A 14,361-nucleotide genomic window follows, 5' to 3' on the forward strand; every position below is an offset into this window, starting at 1 on the left:
TTACGGAGGTGTAACCATGAAGAGAGGCATCGCTATCATCAGTGCCGTTGTCTGTCTGTTGCTCTTGGGAATGGCTGTTATGGCAACGGCAGCGGATAAAGTCCGGGGTGTGACGGACACGGAAATATTTATCGGTCAGTGGGGTCCTCAAACCGGGCCTGCCGCTCTGTGGGGAGCAGTGGCACGCGGCTCGGGTGTATATTTTGACCTGATCAATGAAGAGGGCGGCATCCACGGGCGAAAAATCAAATACTTCCTCAGGGATGACTCGTACAATCCCATGAAGACCAAGGCCATTGCAAAAGAATTCCTGGAGGAGATCGGTATTTTCGCTGTGGTCGGCGGTGTAGGCACCTCAACGGGAATGGCCGTAAGGGATTACCTCATGGAGAATAAAGTGCCCTGGGTTGGACCTCCTACCGGTTCCACCAACTGGACCGTGCCCATGCAGAAATACTTGTTCGCCCTATATCCCCGGTACACTGATGAAGCCTATGTGCTTACGCAGTATGCCGTTGAGAAGATGGGCAAGAAGAATATAGCTTTCTTCTATCAAAACGACGATTACGGCAAGGAAGGTCTCAAAGGCGCAAAAGATTACCTTGAGAAGAAAGGTATGAAAATCGCAGCGGAAGTCCCGGTCGAACCTCAGGATACCGACCTGAAATCCCACGTGCTCAAGTTGAAGGAGAGCAATGCGGATGCGGTCATACTCTGGGTGCTTCCGAAGCATGCGGCGATTGTCCTGGGCACCTCCATGGCCGCAGGTTTCAAACCTCAGTGGATAGCCTGTTCCACGCTGTCCGATTCAACCCTGATGCACAAGGTTACCAAGGGCCTGTGGGAAGGTGTGGTGTACGCAAACTTCCTGGATATGGAGAGCCCACTTGTGAAAAAGTACCTGGAGGCGCAGAAGAAGTTCGCTCCGAAAGAGCAAGAGACCGGGGTCTTCTTCGTAGCTGGATTTTTGTTTGCCGAACCGCTGGTGGAAGGGCTCAGGAGAGCAGGCAAGGATCTCAATCCCGACAGTTTCGTCAAGGCAATGGAGAGCATCCAGCACTGGAACGACTGGCTGGGATACGATTGCACCTTCGGCCCCAACGAGCGGCAGGGCATGAAAGCAGTGTACCTGAGCAAGTGCGGTCAAGGTGGCAAACCCGAGAAGATTTCCGACTGGCTCAAGTTCGATACGGCAAAATGAGACGATATATTTACGTTTTCAAAGCACTAAGATCTGGAGATATAGTCGCCAATTCGAGGGCAAGTCGGTTTAAGAAGAGCATACCAGAGAGTCGGGTGTGATCAAAGTCCCCCTTTCGTAAAGGGGGATTCAGGGGGATTTTCAATGTTTCGATCAAAATCCCCCCGGCCCTACAGGCGTTAACTTAGCGTGTTTTGGATCGTTTGTTCCGAAGGAATAGTTGATAATAGGCCGGTGATTCATCGCCGGTTAAGGAAAAACCTAATGATTTTCGAGTCCCGGAGGGACGGCTGATACATAAATTCCCGGCAATGAATTACCGGGCTATTTTCTTTCGTCCCCCTAGGGACTAAGAGATTGGAACAAAGTTGATGCCTATGGAGATTTAGAGGGATCTTCAACGTTTTCGATCAAAATCCCCCCAGCCCCCTTTACAAAAGGGGGTGAATCAGCACCTATGAGACCTGAGGAACCTGTATGTAAAAAGTGTTTCCCCCCAATCTGCTTGTTTGGTTGGAAACGATTATGCTGTGTTTCCCGCATACTCTGCAGGAAGGCCTTCTAAAATCGATACCTTGGAACATTGTGCAACATGTCTTTCTTGGCGATAAAAGATCTCGGGATATCATTCGGCGGGCTTACCGCTCTGAGTTCGGTTTCCATGAATGTGGAGAAAGGTCAGATATTCTCCATTATCGGTCCTAATGGAGCAGGTAAGACTACTATCTTCAACTGCATCAGCGGAATCTACCGCCCGAAGCGGGGAAGCATCCTCTTTCAAGGTCAGGAAATGGTGGGAAAGAAGCCCTATCAGGCTGCGAAGATGGGTATAGCCCGGACATTCCAGAACATAGAGCTTTTCAGTCACCTGAGCACGATGGACAATCTTCTCCTGGGCCGTCACATGCACATGAAATCCGGAATACTGGCAGGCTCCACGTTCCTGGGGAGAAACTTTCCCGCTGCACGCGAGGAATGCCTCCACAGAGAGCGAGTGGAAAGAATTATCGAGTTTCTCGAAATCGAATCGGCCAGAGACATGCCTGTATCCGCGCTTCCGTACGGCACAAGAAAACTCGTCGAACTTGGACGGGCCCTGGCAATGGAGCCTTCGCTTTTGCTTCTCGACGAACCCACCGCAGGGATGAATCAGGAAGAAAAACGAGATATGATGTTTTGGATCAGAGATATCCGAGACGACTTCGATGTAACCATCCTGATGGTGGAACACGATATGAATCTCGTTATGGAAGTGTCTGACGAGATTTTCGCACTTAACTTCGGAATAAAGCTGGTCCAGGGACCACCTCACGTGGTCAGGAACGACCCGGGAGTCCTGGAAGCATATCTCGGGCGTGATTGAGCCCGGCGATTGGATCCCTCAAACCTTTTCGGTAGGAATAAAGCAGAATCAAATGCTGGAAACCAGAAACATCGAAATATATTACGGTAAGATAATGGTTGTCCGCGGGCTCTCTATCAAGGTTCAGAAGGGAGAGATCCGTGCTATTCTCGGTGCGAACGGAGCAGGTAAATCCACCACACTGAAAACCATCATGGGATACCTGGACGATCAGCCCGAAAAGGGTACTATTTGGTTCAATGACAAACGTATCGACCGTCTCAAAACCGAACAGATAGTCCCGCTCGGAATCGCTTACGTACCGGAAGGCCGCGAGGTCTTTCCTGAACTGACGATTCGTGAAAACCTCATAATGGGGGCATACACAAGATCGGGTGATTGCAGTGCTGAAATAGACCGGGTGTTCAACTACTTCCCTGTGTTGAAAGACAGGCTGAAGCAGCAAGCAGGTACTCTTTCCGGCGGTGAGCAGCAGATGCTTGCCATCGGAAGAGCTCTGATGTCCAAACCGGCTCTCATGATTCTTGACGAGCCTTCTTTGGGCCTTTCCCCCCTACTGGTGACCGAGATTTTCGACATCATACGAACAATAAATCAGGAAGGCATGACGATCCTGCTGGTGGAACAGAATGCGCGAAAAGCTCTTTCGGTCGCTCACCATGCCTTCATCATGGAGACAGGTCGGATCGTGCTCGAAGGTCCCCCGGATAAGCTCATGAAGAATGAGGACGTTCAGGAGTTTTATCTGGGAATGCAACAGGAAGAGTCAATCAAAGGTTATCAGCGATATAAACGGAAGAAACGATGGCGCTAGGCTTGGAGCGTCGAATGAACGGTAACATGCATAAGACAGAGATGAATCAGGAACAACATACCATAATCTCGATGTTTTTGGACAGAGCTGAATCTAGCCCGCAGAAAGTCGCACTGAGGTACAAGTATCTCGGCATATGGAGGGATATCACGTGGGCCGAGTACCGACAGAAAGTCAGACATACGTGCCTCGGTCTGGTAGCTCTCGGATTGGAACATGGAGATCGAGCCGCCGTAATAGGCGAGAACCGTCCTGAGTGGCTTTATGCGGACTTGGGCACCGTGGCTGCCGGAGGCGTAACTGTTGGGATCTATACTACCAGTGCTGCCCAACAGTGCGAATACGTGACGGTTCACTCGTCTTCCAAGTTTTTCATTGCTGAGGACGAAGAGCAACTGGACAAGGTGCTCTTTTTCCGGGATCGGGCCCCGGATCTCAAGAAGATCGTGGTTATCGATCCCAAAGGCTTGAAGCGCTTTTCCGATCCCATGGTTATCACTTTCGAGGAACTCCTGGAAATCGGGCGATCCCTTGACGAAAAGGAACCAACTCGTTTTGACGATCTGGTTCGTGCCACTCGTCCTGATGAACTCGCGCTCATCATTTACACATCAGGAACAACAGGTCCTCCCAAAGGCGCCATGTTGTCCCACAGTAATATTGTGTGGACGTCATGGTCCATCGGTGAAGCAATTCCCATGTTTCCCGACGATGAGATGGTATCCTTTCTGCCGTTGAGTCATATTGCCGAAAGGATGTTCACGGTTTTCCTGCCGCTCCGTTTCGGATACACCGTAAACTTTGTCGAAAGTCCCGATACTGTAACGGACAACTTTCGCGAAATCTCTCCGACGGTCATTTTCGCGGTTCCCCGAATCTGGGAGAAATACTATTCCAGCGTCCGCATCAGAGTGGCAAATGCTACCTGGTTCAAGAGGGTAGCTTATGCTTTTGCGGAACGCGTAGGATTGGAATACGCGAACAGGAAATTCTCCGCTCAGAGCATTTCGCTCTGGCTGAGACTACTCAGAGCTGTTGCACAGCTTGCGGTCTTCTATAAATTACGCGAACGACTCGGGTTCGAGCGCGTCAGGATGGCAGTGTCCGGAGCGGCACCCATCTCTCCGGACGTGTTGAGATATTTCCACAGCATAGGCGTGCCGATGCGTGAAGTGTACGGGCAAACTGAAGGTTCCGGTCCCACTTGCATACACCAGGGAGGAGTCATCGAGTTAGGCAATGTAGGCCCTCCCCTGCCTGGAGTTGAAGTTCGTATCGACGAGGATGGAGAGATTCTCGTGAAGGGTGGCAACATCTTCATGGGATATTTCCGAAATCCCGAAGCTACTGCCGAGACCCTTACAGAAGGCTGGCTCCGGTCAGGAGATGTGGGAGTGATCGACGAAAGAGGATTTCTCCGAATTACCGATCGGAAGAAAGACCTGATTATCACTGCCGGCGGCAAAAACATAGCTCCGCAGAACATCGAAAACCAGCTCAAATTCAGCCCGTACATCAATGATGCCATCGTGATCGGCGATCGGCTCAAATTCCTTTCCGTTCTCATAGTCATCGATGAGGAAAATGTTGTTCAATACGCTCAAGACAATAAGATACCCTTTACCACTTATGAAACTCTCACAAAGGCGCCTGAAATTGTTGAGTTGATTCACCGAGAGGTGCAACAGGTAAACAAGGCCCTTTCCAAGGTGGAAAAAGTAAAGAAATTCACCATCGTTCCCAAAAAATTGTACGAAGAAGACGGTGAAGTGACTCCCACTATGAAAGTGAAACGGAAGTATATTAACGAAATATACGCTGACCTCATAAAAGCGATGTACAAATCGTAGACTTAGTTCTGATTAGGAGCATGCCATGTCAGGGAAGAAGGATGATTTGGCAGGGCCGGGAATTGGCGACTACAGTGAGTTGGAGAAAATTCTTCCGCAGCATTACTCTTCGTTATTATCGCCGAAAGAGACTCAGCTCGCGATCTTTGCACTCAAGGATCATATCGAATCCGGTCTTTGTAGAGAATTAAATCTGATCAGAGTGACTGTCCCGTTAATTGTGGATATTGAAAGCGGAGTGAACGATTATCTCGATCGAGACGGTTCCAGGACGCCGGTTGGCTTTCACATTTCTAACGATCATGCGAGAAATCCTGTTGATGCTCAGGTGGTTCAGGCTGCTACGAAGTGGAAGCGAGTAGCTCTTAAGCAGTTCGGTATGCAAGTTGGCGAGGGCTTGCTCACTGACATGCGTGCCGTACGAAAAGACTATTTTCTCGATCACGATCACAGCGCTTATGTGGATCAATGGGACTGGGAGAAGGTTATATCTGCGCAGGATCGCAATCTTGCCTATCTGAAGCAGGTGGTAACAAGGATATGGAAGGTGCTGAAGGGTGCCGAAACGCTGATCCTCGAGATGTTTCCACAACTAAAGACATCTAAATATCCTGACCTTCCCGAAGAACTCACTTTCATTCATGCTGAAGACATTTTGGATCGGTATCCCGATCTACCCAGAAAACAGCGAGAAACGGCTATATTACAGGATTTCCCTGCGGTCTTCATCTATGGGATCGGTTGGACGCTTGCTGATGGTTATCCCCACGAACTTCGAGCAGCAGACTACGATGATTGGGTTACGGAAACGTTTTCGGAAGATGGCAGGCCTATGCACGGTTTGAACGGAGATATTCTCGTGTGGAATCCCGTCACAAAGCGGCGTCACGAGCTCACCTCCATGGGAATCCGTGTCAACGCCGAGACGCTCCTGCAGCAACTGGAGATTACGGGCCAGCTCGATTTCCTGAACATGCCATATCATCAGGCAATAGTCAATGACGAGTTGCCTCTGAGCATCGGCGGAGGAATAGGCCAATCGAGGACTTTTATGCTGTTACTCAAGAAGGCGCATTTGGGAGAAGTAAGCGTCACCGTATGGCCCAAGATCCTCAAGGAAATGTGCGCAAAGAAGAACATTCACGTACTGGATTAGTATCCTTTCGGCATTGCCGCGGATCGGTTGTTGGCGCGAATTGTAGCAGTTGCCGAAATTAATGACCGGTTGAAGGTTAGAAATATTGGTAGGTGCCGTGCCTCCGTGCCGGCACATCTTGGAATATGATCTATTATCATAATCTGGAAGGCTGGAGGTATCTTTCGCTCCGGACGACGCAAAGCCGTCTAATCACTCCGCTCAGAACACTTCAGCCTGTGCCATCTTGTATGCATAATTGCGAAATGGTACCAAGTGTCTCCCCCCGGCCACTCCGCTCAATATTCGTGGGGTAAGTAGGTCATTTCTCTTTTGAATCCTAGGTCAAAGGAAGTGTTATGGTAAAGGTCGTCCCGCTCCCCTCTTCACTCGCGACCCGGATATGTCCTCCCAATCTCTCGATGATGCTGTAGCTTACCGACAGACCGAGACCTTTTGCTTCTCCGCCCTTCTTTGTGGTAAAAAACGGCTCAAAAATGTGGCGAAGCACAGATTGCGGAATGCCTGGTCCCGTGTCAGAGATTTCTATCACTATTTCGTGGGATATATCCGGATTCTTCCTCGTTTTGACTCCGATAGTTCCTGAATTTCCTACTGCATCCAATGCATTGTCAATAATGTTAAGAAATACTTGTTGAAGCTGGGTCGGGTCCGTACTTATCCGCGGCAAGAGAGGATCGTAGTCCTTCTTAAATTGGATTTCTCTGAAATATGCCTCACTCTCGAACAGGGCAACGGTATCTATGAGAATCTGATTGACGTCCACCGTTTCATGGATCGGCGCTATGCGACGTCCAAAACGAAGCAAATGGTGGGTGACAATTTTGCAGCGCTCCACTTGATCTCGTATCTTGATGACACAATCCTGGAGATCTTTGAAGTGAGCGCTCTGAGAGAGTTCCTCTTCCTCAAGAAGGTCCTTCATCCACCCTGCTTTTTCAGCAATTATTGCGAGCGGATTGTTAATCTCATGAGCAATTCCCGCGGCCATTTTTCCGAGAGCAGCCATTTTACTCCACTGAATTACGGCGTCCTGTTCAGAAGTCGATTCAGCAGAAACAGGGCTCTGGTGTTCGACAAACCAGCCGCTCGCGAGCATGGCTCCAACAAGAACAAGCACTGATATCAACGCAAGGATAGCGCCAATGTACCATCGCAATCCGAGAAGACTGCCCATTCTGTCGCGAAGATCTTCTTTGATTACGAGGATCCATTTGGGGGAACCCAGTGATGCTTCCGCATAAAGCTTGGTCTCTCCATTTTCGGACAACTCTCTAACGCTCACGCCTGCATCTGAAGAGAAATCAGGTACTGTCGATTTTCCCAGTAATTGTCCACTAAATCGGGAGCCGGATTGCAGTATTTTGTCGGTATTCACGACAAAAGCGTCATCCCGAGGTCCGGAGCGAGCAGAATCGATGATCTCGTCGATGAAGTCGGCACGCAGAGTAGCTCGCACGATCCAGTTGCCTGCCTCTTCCCGTTTGTTCACCGCAATGAACATGTATGGGACATGGTCAGCATCAACAAAAACATCCCCGATATAAGTGCCTGACGAGATCACGGATTTCAGCCATCCGTCCCGATTTGCGGGCTGAGCCGTTTGCGGAGTGTCGCCAACGTACGCGAGTCGATTTCCGTTCTCATCCGTCACTTCAATTGCCACGAAGTATTTCGACTGGAGTCTCACGAGATTGAGAACAGAGGTCGAATGAGAAGAATCTGCCATACCCTGCCGTGACTGAGTATCTGTGACACTCTTCAGATTGATGATTCGGTCATCAAAGAATCTTTGAAGAAGGCTACGTTTCGCCTCTGCCAGGACACGCAACTCTTCCTGTGCCTTGTCTCTGGCAGCCTCACCGATGAAGAAATAGAGTGTGAAGCCCAGCATAAACATCGGAATTAACGCTAGAAGCACTGCTCCAAGCACAACTCCGAGTCTGGTCATCTCACCTCGGCCGGCCATCGATGCCTCCTTCTTGAATTTGAGGTCATTCGCCCGAAAATGGCACCGAGATGACCGCCGCAGCGGAAATCGGGAATGGGCCTTTTGAAAGTCAACAACTCTCTTACGCAGCCGGGTGGATTCACAAAGACTCTTTTCCGATGGCTCGCCCAATTCTTTCCAAGAGCAAGTCGAGGTCCACGGGTTTCAGGAGATAGTCGAAGGCACCCAGTTCTACTCCTCCCGGCGAAGTACCGAGACCTGTCAAAACAATGACTGGTAAATTGGGCAATTCTGCCTTAATGCGTTTCAGGATTTGGTACCCGCTCGCACCGGGCAAAACAATGTCGAGTACAATCAGTTGAGGCATGCAGATGTGGATCTGGTCAAAAGCTTCTTTCTCGTCGCCGGCCTCACATACAATAAAACCTCTGTAACGCAAACGTTCTGCAAGCGTATAGCGAAAATCGACTTCGTCATCCACGAGAAGAATTATTTCCCCTGACATATTCACCGGCCCCTACCGTATTTTATTCCGCAGTGCCTGAATCTGTGCGTACATTCCACTCCTCCAGTATTCCTACCCGAAAGTTTCAGCGTCCTATTACACCTGGTGCAAGAGGTTTCGTACGGAGCACGTAAAACGGAGGTTTGGCTTGATTCTTCCCTTCATTTAGCGGGGCGGATAAATGGAGCTGGCTCGAAACAAAGTAGAGAAATCCATCGGGACCATAGCTAAAGGATTCAAGCCAGGAGATCCGAGGATCGGTCACGAGTTGTTTAAACTCCCGATTGGGGGAGATCACGCTCAGTGTACTAGACTGTAGATCGCTGATATAAATATTACCGGCATTGTCTATCGAAAGACCGTCACAGATCGGTTTATCGCTGAAACGCTCGACCTTTTGGCCAAGTTGCTGATCTGCGAACTGAGAATTCAAGAGGTCTGCCGTACGGATTCTGTACATTGATTTCCCGTTCATAGGACCGAAATAGAGCCATTCATCCTTTGAATCCAATGCAATCGGATTCACGCCGACAAGAAGATTGAACCGGCCCGAGTCGGGCAATGTATAATCAAGAGAACGACCGTTTATCCTTAGCTGGACCTTTTCAGGCTTAACACTTGGGTGAGCCCGCAACACGCGGCGAACTCGGGCGGTTTCCAAATCAACGACAACAATAGCTGACTCTTCCGCTCCCGCACTATGCGAAATATAGATCGCATCATGCGTCCGATCCACAGCCAGATCATTCACGAATACGCTATCGGGGAGTACAGTCGGCAGAACAATCGCGGGCGGCGTTAGATGAATTACTTTGTACATCCGATCCCGGACAGTATCCCAAGCCACTAACTTTGGAATCGATCCTTCTTCGCTCCCGCTGTCCAATACCCATACGATACCCCGTTTGTCGCATTGGATACCCAGTACCGTATCCCAAGCGAAAGTTGTCTTTGGATCGTGTCTATTCCAGTCGGCGTCAGGAAAGGGGATCAAACTTCCATCTTTTGCCAGTTCAACCACCTTCAATTTAGGAGAATAAAACGGATGAAGCGTAAGGATGATCCGATTTGAGGGAGTGACAGTTATGTTACCAGGAGCAACAGGCAATTGAGCAACGACCTCTAATTCGGACGCAAAGCCCGCACCCGCAAAAAAAGCAGCCATAAGGATCAAGGAAATTCCTGCGAATTTCCGACCGAATTTCATCATCTTGTCAAGCCTCCGATTGGGCAACCAGCCAGTTTTGATGTGGATGACACATTGATCGCTCCACGTATTAGTGTAGAGTCTCGTCCAACGAGAGCGGGACTGCTTTCGCGGTTCAGGAAAATCGAAATAATTCTGACTGAATGTTCGCCTATTTGTTTGTGAACAAGATTATACAATTTTCATTCATCCGATCAAGTATCATACCAATGCGCTTTCATACGAGTAATATCGGGAAGCCGATCAGTTGCCGGCTCCCGCAGATCTCCTCCGCTACGGACGGCGCAGCCTGACTTCGCTTCGGAGACCCACCGGAGCCGGCTTCAGCATTGTCACTTCTTTGATAGCGCATTGGTATCAGCTATCCGTCCTGCGCAAGGGCAATTTTATCAACGATAACGGTCAAAGATAGAGAATTGTATGGTTTGCTTGTACGTTTTGTCTCGATGAAATGTCGACCTCCACGCTAAAGGATGGGAGGTCGACGGTGAAATGGGAGCGAAGCAGAAGCCATTGAAATGGTAACATCAAGATGGCCTTAGTTGTAACAGTTTATCCGCTCAATGGTGACTCTCGACAATATGCTTGATTTCTCAAGGGAATGATGCAGCCTAGAACCTTTACAGACAACCTGCCTTATATCGGCAAGTCTCTCTGCGCTTCATGCCGAAAATCCAGATCTCCGGCTCTTAACGGACGGTCCACGGTAACGTAATCTCCCTTTGAATCCTGGACCTCTATGCGACTTACGGTTTCCACTTCGAGGCAAAGTCCTTGCCGCTTCATCTGATTAAACGATTGAATGGCTTCTTCCAGATTGTCAGCGGCGACTTCATAACGTGTCACAGTGACAAATCGGTACTTTTTCATGGCGCCACCTCCGTACCTATTGGACAATTGCGGCCGATCCATGTTTCGTTCATCAACTTTGTCAGAATTCGGCAACACGATTCATGATTGTCATTGCGAGGAGCGCAGCGACGTGGCAATCGCCTGGGATCCGGTGCTTAATTTCAGGCGATTGCTTCGCTTCGCTCGCAATGACAGTCATTCAGACAACTCTGGCAAAAATAACGCGATTTGCTTTCGTCATCACATCGTACGCCGGGTTCTTATTTTAACGCCTGTGAGGTCAGAGGAGATCTTCAACAATTTTTGAAAGCAAATTGGCATGAGCAAAGCAAACCACATCGTGAAGTATTGCTTGACGGCAACACAGTCGTCATGGGAGGTGGCGAATTGAGGTTATTACATTCTACAATCGCTGTAAGGCATTTAATGTATTTGATTATGCTGTCTCCATTCTTGCAGGTATCGAAAGGCTTCTCGCGCTGCTGCGTCGGCGGCATGTTCGTACGTATAGAGCTCCACTGTCACGAATCCATTGTAATCGATATCATCAAGACTTTTCAGTACATTATGGATATCGATTGCTCCTTCCCCAAGCATTAGATGATGATGTACCCGGCTGGGTGCGATATCTTCCAGATGGAAATGATGAGCCACATGAGCCATGCTTTTTATCAGAAATGAGGGATCTTCCCCCACACAGTAGAAGTGGCCCACATCGAAATTCAGTCCGAATACTTCCGGATTCAGATCCGCTAAAAATTCGAGAAATTGGCTGCTCGTCTCAATGAGAAGACCCGGCTCTGGTTCGATCAGGATGCGGATTCCATTGTCCGCGGCTTTCTTCTCTACTGCAGACAGTCCGCGTCTGAACAGGTCCAGCGCTTTCTCTCGTGTCATGTCTTCCAACGGTCCGCCAGGTTCGGTGGAAATATTCCGTGCGCCGAGTTTCGCTGCCAGCTCGATGCACCGCAATGTATAATTCACCCGTTTTTCCCTGAGTTTCGGTTCGTTTTCTATCCAGGAAGGATGATAGGTGTCCCCATCAGCATGGTGCATAAAGGCATTTACATTGGAAATCTCCAAACCGTTGTCCTGAAGGGTTGTTCGAATTTCGCGGATGTTCTGTTCCGTGAGCTGGTCCGGGTACGCATGGGGAACGTCCGCCATGATCTCGATTCCCTGATAGCCGGTGTCTGCTATGATTTTGATAGATTCCAATAAGTTGAATCGCAGAAAAGCATTTGAACTGAATGCAAATTTCATACAGAGACCTTTCTTCTTTGCCTTGTTCGGGTTTCCTTCAAGCGCAATCACCGAGCATTGTCTCATATATCGTCAGAAAACAGGTTATATTCGGATAGCTTTTTCGGTTGTTTTTTTTCGAATGGATCATGTTGTACGATCGAGAATGGGGAATAAATAACGAAAAGCCTGTTCAGCCGCGGTTTCCGGTTCATGAGGGTACGTGTACAATTCGACCGTTGTGAATCCCGTGTACCCGATTGATCGAAGACCTGCGAACAGGTTCGGAAAATCAATGTCTCCAGTGCCCGGGATTAAATGGTAATGTTTTCGCTTGCGAATATCTTCAATATGCACGTGAAACACTCGTTTGCCCAGGGTGCGCAGCACGGCTCGGGAGTCTTCCTTCAGCACATGGCTATGTCCCAGATCGAGGTTTGCGCCTAAGTACGGGGAATCAATGCGATCCAGCAGTTCAGCCAATTCTTCACAGCATTCCACGATTAAGCCCGGCTCGTACTCGATGCCGATTCGGATGGCCTTCTTCTCAGCATAAGTGACGAGTTCTTCCAGGGAAGCGATAAGCAAACCAAGGGATTCGTCGGGGGGAGTTCCAGGAACCAGCTTTCCGGAGGTTAAGCTGACGCACCGAGCATTCAGCACTTGGGCCATGTCGATACATTTCTTGGAATAATCCAGTCTCCATCGCCGCAAGTCAGGGTCGGGGTTTGCTATGGAAGGCTCGAATAGAGGTTCCCAGAAATCTCTCCCGTAATATCCCACAGCGGTATTGGCGTTGATATTGGCGACTTCCAGACCGGTTCGATCCAGAACGGATGCGAGCTTACTCAGTTCCGATTCCGATACCGAATCCGCATAGAGATGCGGGCTGTCTGCAAGCAGTTCGATACCCGGGTATCCTATTGCCGCTATGGATTCAACAGCCTGGACAATTGACCGGCGAACGAATGCATTTGTGCTGAACGACAATTTCATGCCAAAAAGTACGGGCATCAGGGTTCATAGGATATCAGGATGAAGAGGGTGCTGTCCCATCCATTCCACGTGACCGGTTGCAATGTCATAGTATGCGCCGACAACGCCTATATGTGAGGATTTCAGATGCTCCCTCAGTACTGCGCTGTGCGAGAGCAGATCCTCTATTGATTGCCATATGTTATTCCGTTCGATAGCCTGCAGCAACTCATTTTCTGCAAGATCCGGGTTTTCCTCTTTTGTCTTTTGCACGACAGGGATAATTTTCCGCACAATGCTGCCCACACTGCCCTGGTGCTCTACGGCCTGTGCCGACGCTCGAACGGCTCCACAGCCGGAATGTCCGAGCACCACGATCAACCGTACGCCCAGATGTTCCACTGCATATTCGAGTGAGCCGGTTTCCGTGGGACCTGCAATATTCCCGGCAACTCGTACGACGAAAATGTCTCCGATTCCCCGATCGAAGATAAGTTCAACAGGTACTCTCGAATCCGCGCACGCCAGTACGGCTGCGAAAGGCTTTTGGCCCTTTTCGGATGTCACCATTCTTCTGATTCTGCACTGGTTAGGTCTCTCAACGCTTTCGCACGCAAACTTCGCATTACCTTCGGTAAGGGTTTGCAGAGCTTCATGAGCAGTCATCGCGAGGTCGGTCATGGTCGTTCTCCATTAAAAGGAATTGGCACACGGCCGAGATACAAGAATTTTCAAAATAGTCAGTACATCTGGTAGGATCGAACAGATCTGGGGGCCGTAACTGAGAAATTCGAAATCGGCCCATTTACATAAGAATGGCAGAGTCCCCGTCTGGCCTCTATTCGCTACTCTGTCTGTGCTTGCCGGAGGCTTCATTGATCTTCATAATCAGATCCTCCAGTTCGCAGGGTTTAGTCAGATAATCGAAGGCTCCGAATTGTATACCTTCTCTGGCCGCCTGTTCAGAGCCGTGACCGGTCAGCATGATTACTTCCATATCCGGAGCCATCCGCTTGAATACCTTGAGCACTTCGATTCCGTCTACATCCTCCATCTTGAGATCCAGGACAGCGACATCAAAGTCTTCCTTACGAGCGGCTTGAATTCCTGCAACACCGCTGAATGCGGTGGTGACTTCAAAATTTCTTCGTGTAAGTCGCTTCGCAAGTATCCTGACGTACGCTTCTTCATCGTCAACGAGAAGCAATTTTATGCGACTACTTGATTCCCCGTCATTCGTCATAA

13 protein-coding genes are annotated in these 14,361 nt (G+C 49.4%); 5 read left to right on the forward strand and 8 right to left on the reverse strand.

Annotation, left to right across the window (positions count from 1 at the left end; genetic code table 11):
* The first annotated feature begins 16 nt into the window (after positions 1-16).
* The 5 genes from DESTI_RS21495 to asnA all read left to right on the forward strand — a co-directional run bounded on the left by DESTI_RS21495 (position 17) and on the right by asnA (position 6,384).
* Positions 17-1,201, forward strand: a complete 1,185-nt coding sequence (locus DESTI_RS21495) for an ABC transporter substrate-binding protein (protein ID WP_014812086.1) — start codon at positions 17-19, stop codon at positions 1,199-1,201.
* A gap of 592 nt (positions 1,202-1,793) precedes the next feature.
* Positions 1,794-2,564 carry an ABC transporter ATP-binding protein gene (locus tag DESTI_RS21500; RefSeq protein ID WP_014812087.1) on the forward strand — a complete coding sequence of 257 codons (771 nt, stop codon included), beginning with the start codon at positions 1,794-1,796 and terminating at the stop codon, positions 2,562-2,564.
* A 52-nt stretch (positions 2,565-2,616) separates the two neighbouring features.
* Complete coding sequence (locus DESTI_RS21505; protein WP_014812088.1) at positions 2,617-3,378, forward strand: ABC transporter ATP-binding protein; 762 nt, start codon at positions 2,617-2,619, stop codon at positions 3,376-3,378.
* Positions 3,379-3,392: 14 nt separating this feature from the next.
* Entirely contained in the window at positions 3,393-5,228 is a 1,836-nt protein-coding gene (locus tag DESTI_RS21510; RefSeq protein ID WP_014812089.1) for an AMP-dependent synthetase/ligase, read from the forward strand.
* Between the two features lie 25 nt (positions 5,229-5,253).
* The gene (asnA, locus tag DESTI_RS21515; protein WP_014812090.1) at positions 5,254-6,384 is read left to right on the forward strand and encodes an aspartate--ammonia ligase; all 1,131 of its coding nucleotides are present in this window, start codon (positions 5,254-5,256) and stop codon (positions 6,382-6,384) included.
* Between the two features lie 319 nt (positions 6,385-6,703).
* Here asnA and DESTI_RS21520 read toward each other — a convergent pair whose 3' ends face one another.
* From DESTI_RS21520 to DESTI_RS21555, 8 genes are all read right to left on the reverse strand, one after another.
* Complete coding sequence (locus DESTI_RS21520; RefSeq protein WP_014812091.1) at positions 6,704-8,353, reverse strand: sensor histidine kinase; 1,650 nt, start codon at positions 8,351-8,353, stop codon at positions 6,704-6,706.
* Positions 8,354-8,474: 121 nt separating this feature from the next.
* Entirely contained in the window at positions 8,475-8,840 is a 366-nt protein-coding gene (locus DESTI_RS21525) for a response regulator (protein ID WP_014812092.1), read from the reverse strand.
* Positions 8,841-8,925: 85 nt separating this feature from the next.
* Positions 8,926-10,050 (reverse strand): L-dopachrome tautomerase-related protein, encoded by a 1,125-nt coding sequence (locus DESTI_RS21530; RefSeq protein ID WP_014812093.1) that lies wholly within the window; start codon positions 10,048-10,050, stop codon positions 8,926-8,928.
* Positions 10,051-10,683: 633 nt separating this feature from the next.
* Complete coding sequence (locus DESTI_RS21535; protein WP_014812094.1) at positions 10,684-10,917, reverse strand: hypothetical protein; 234 nt, start codon at positions 10,915-10,917, stop codon at positions 10,684-10,686.
* Positions 10,918-11,322: 405 nt separating this feature from the next.
* Complete coding sequence (locus tag DESTI_RS21540; protein WP_014812095.1) at positions 11,323-12,213, reverse strand: sugar phosphate isomerase/epimerase family protein; 891 nt, start codon at positions 12,211-12,213, stop codon at positions 11,323-11,325.
* Positions 12,214-12,288: 75 nt separating this feature from the next.
* The gene (locus DESTI_RS21545) at positions 12,289-13,155 is read right to left on the reverse strand and encodes a sugar phosphate isomerase/epimerase family protein (RefSeq protein ID WP_014812096.1); all 867 of its coding nucleotides are present in this window, start codon (positions 13,153-13,155) and stop codon (positions 12,289-12,291) included.
* A 6-nt stretch (positions 13,156-13,161) separates the two neighbouring features.
* Positions 13,162-13,797: a carbonic anhydrase gene (locus DESTI_RS21550; RefSeq protein WP_014812097.1), complete on the reverse strand. Its 636-nt coding sequence runs from the start codon at positions 13,795-13,797 to the stop codon at positions 13,162-13,164.
* Positions 13,798-13,954: 157 nt separating this feature from the next.
* Complete coding sequence (locus DESTI_RS21555; protein ID WP_014812098.1) at positions 13,955-14,359, reverse strand: response regulator; 405 nt, start codon at positions 14,357-14,359, stop codon at positions 13,955-13,957.
* Between the last annotated feature and the right edge of the window lie 2 nt (positions 14,360-14,361).

Origin of the sequence: Desulfomonile tiedjei DSM 6799 (assembly GCF_000266945.1) — a bacterium.
Taxonomy (GTDB): Bacteria; Desulfobacterota; Desulfomonilia; order Desulfomonilales; family Desulfomonilaceae; genus Desulfomonile; species Desulfomonile tiedjei.

Excerpts from the sequence above, each read along its gene's own strand:
- DESTI_RS21495 (WP_014812086.1), top strand. The coding sequence starts at position 17 with ATGAAGAGAGGCATCGCTATCATCAGTGCCGTTGTCTGTCTGTTGCTC.
- DESTI_RS21500 (WP_014812087.1), top strand. The coding sequence starts at position 1,794 with ATGTCTTTCTTGGCGATAAAAGATCTCGGGATATCATTCGGCGGGCTT.
- DESTI_RS21505 (WP_014812088.1), top strand. The coding sequence starts at position 2,617 with ATGCTGGAAACCAGAAACATCGAAATATATTACGGTAAGATAATGGTT.
- DESTI_RS21510 (WP_014812089.1), top strand. The coding sequence starts at position 3,393 with ATGAACGGTAACATGCATAAGACAGAGATGAATCAGGAACAACATACC.
- asnA (WP_014812090.1), top strand. The coding sequence starts at position 5,254 with ATGTCAGGGAAGAAGGATGATTTGGCAGGGCCGGGAATTGGCGACTAC.
- DESTI_RS21520 (WP_014812091.1), bottom strand. The coding sequence starts at position 8,353 with ATGGCCGGCCGAGGTGAGATGACCAGACTCGGAGTTGTGCTTGGAGCA.
- DESTI_RS21525 (WP_014812092.1), bottom strand. The coding sequence starts at position 8,840 with ATGTCAGGGGAAATAATTCTTCTCGTGGATGACGAAGTCGATTTTCGC.
- DESTI_RS21530 (WP_014812093.1), bottom strand. The coding sequence starts at position 10,050 with ATGATGAAATTCGGTCGGAAATTCGCAGGAATTTCCTTGATCCTTATG.
- DESTI_RS21535 (WP_014812094.1), bottom strand. The coding sequence starts at position 10,917 with ATGAAAAAGTACCGATTTGTCACTGTGACACGTTATGAAGTCGCCGCT.
- DESTI_RS21545 (WP_014812096.1), bottom strand. The coding sequence starts at position 13,155 with ATGCCCGTACTTTTTGGCATGAAATTGTCGTTCAGCACAAATGCATTC.
- DESTI_RS21550 (WP_014812097.1), bottom strand. The coding sequence starts at position 13,797 with ATGACCGACCTCGCGATGACTGCTCATGAAGCTCTGCAAACCCTTACC.
- DESTI_RS21555 (WP_014812098.1), bottom strand. The coding sequence starts at position 14,359 with ATGACGAATGACGGGGAATCAAGTAGTCGCATAAAATTGCTTCTCGTT.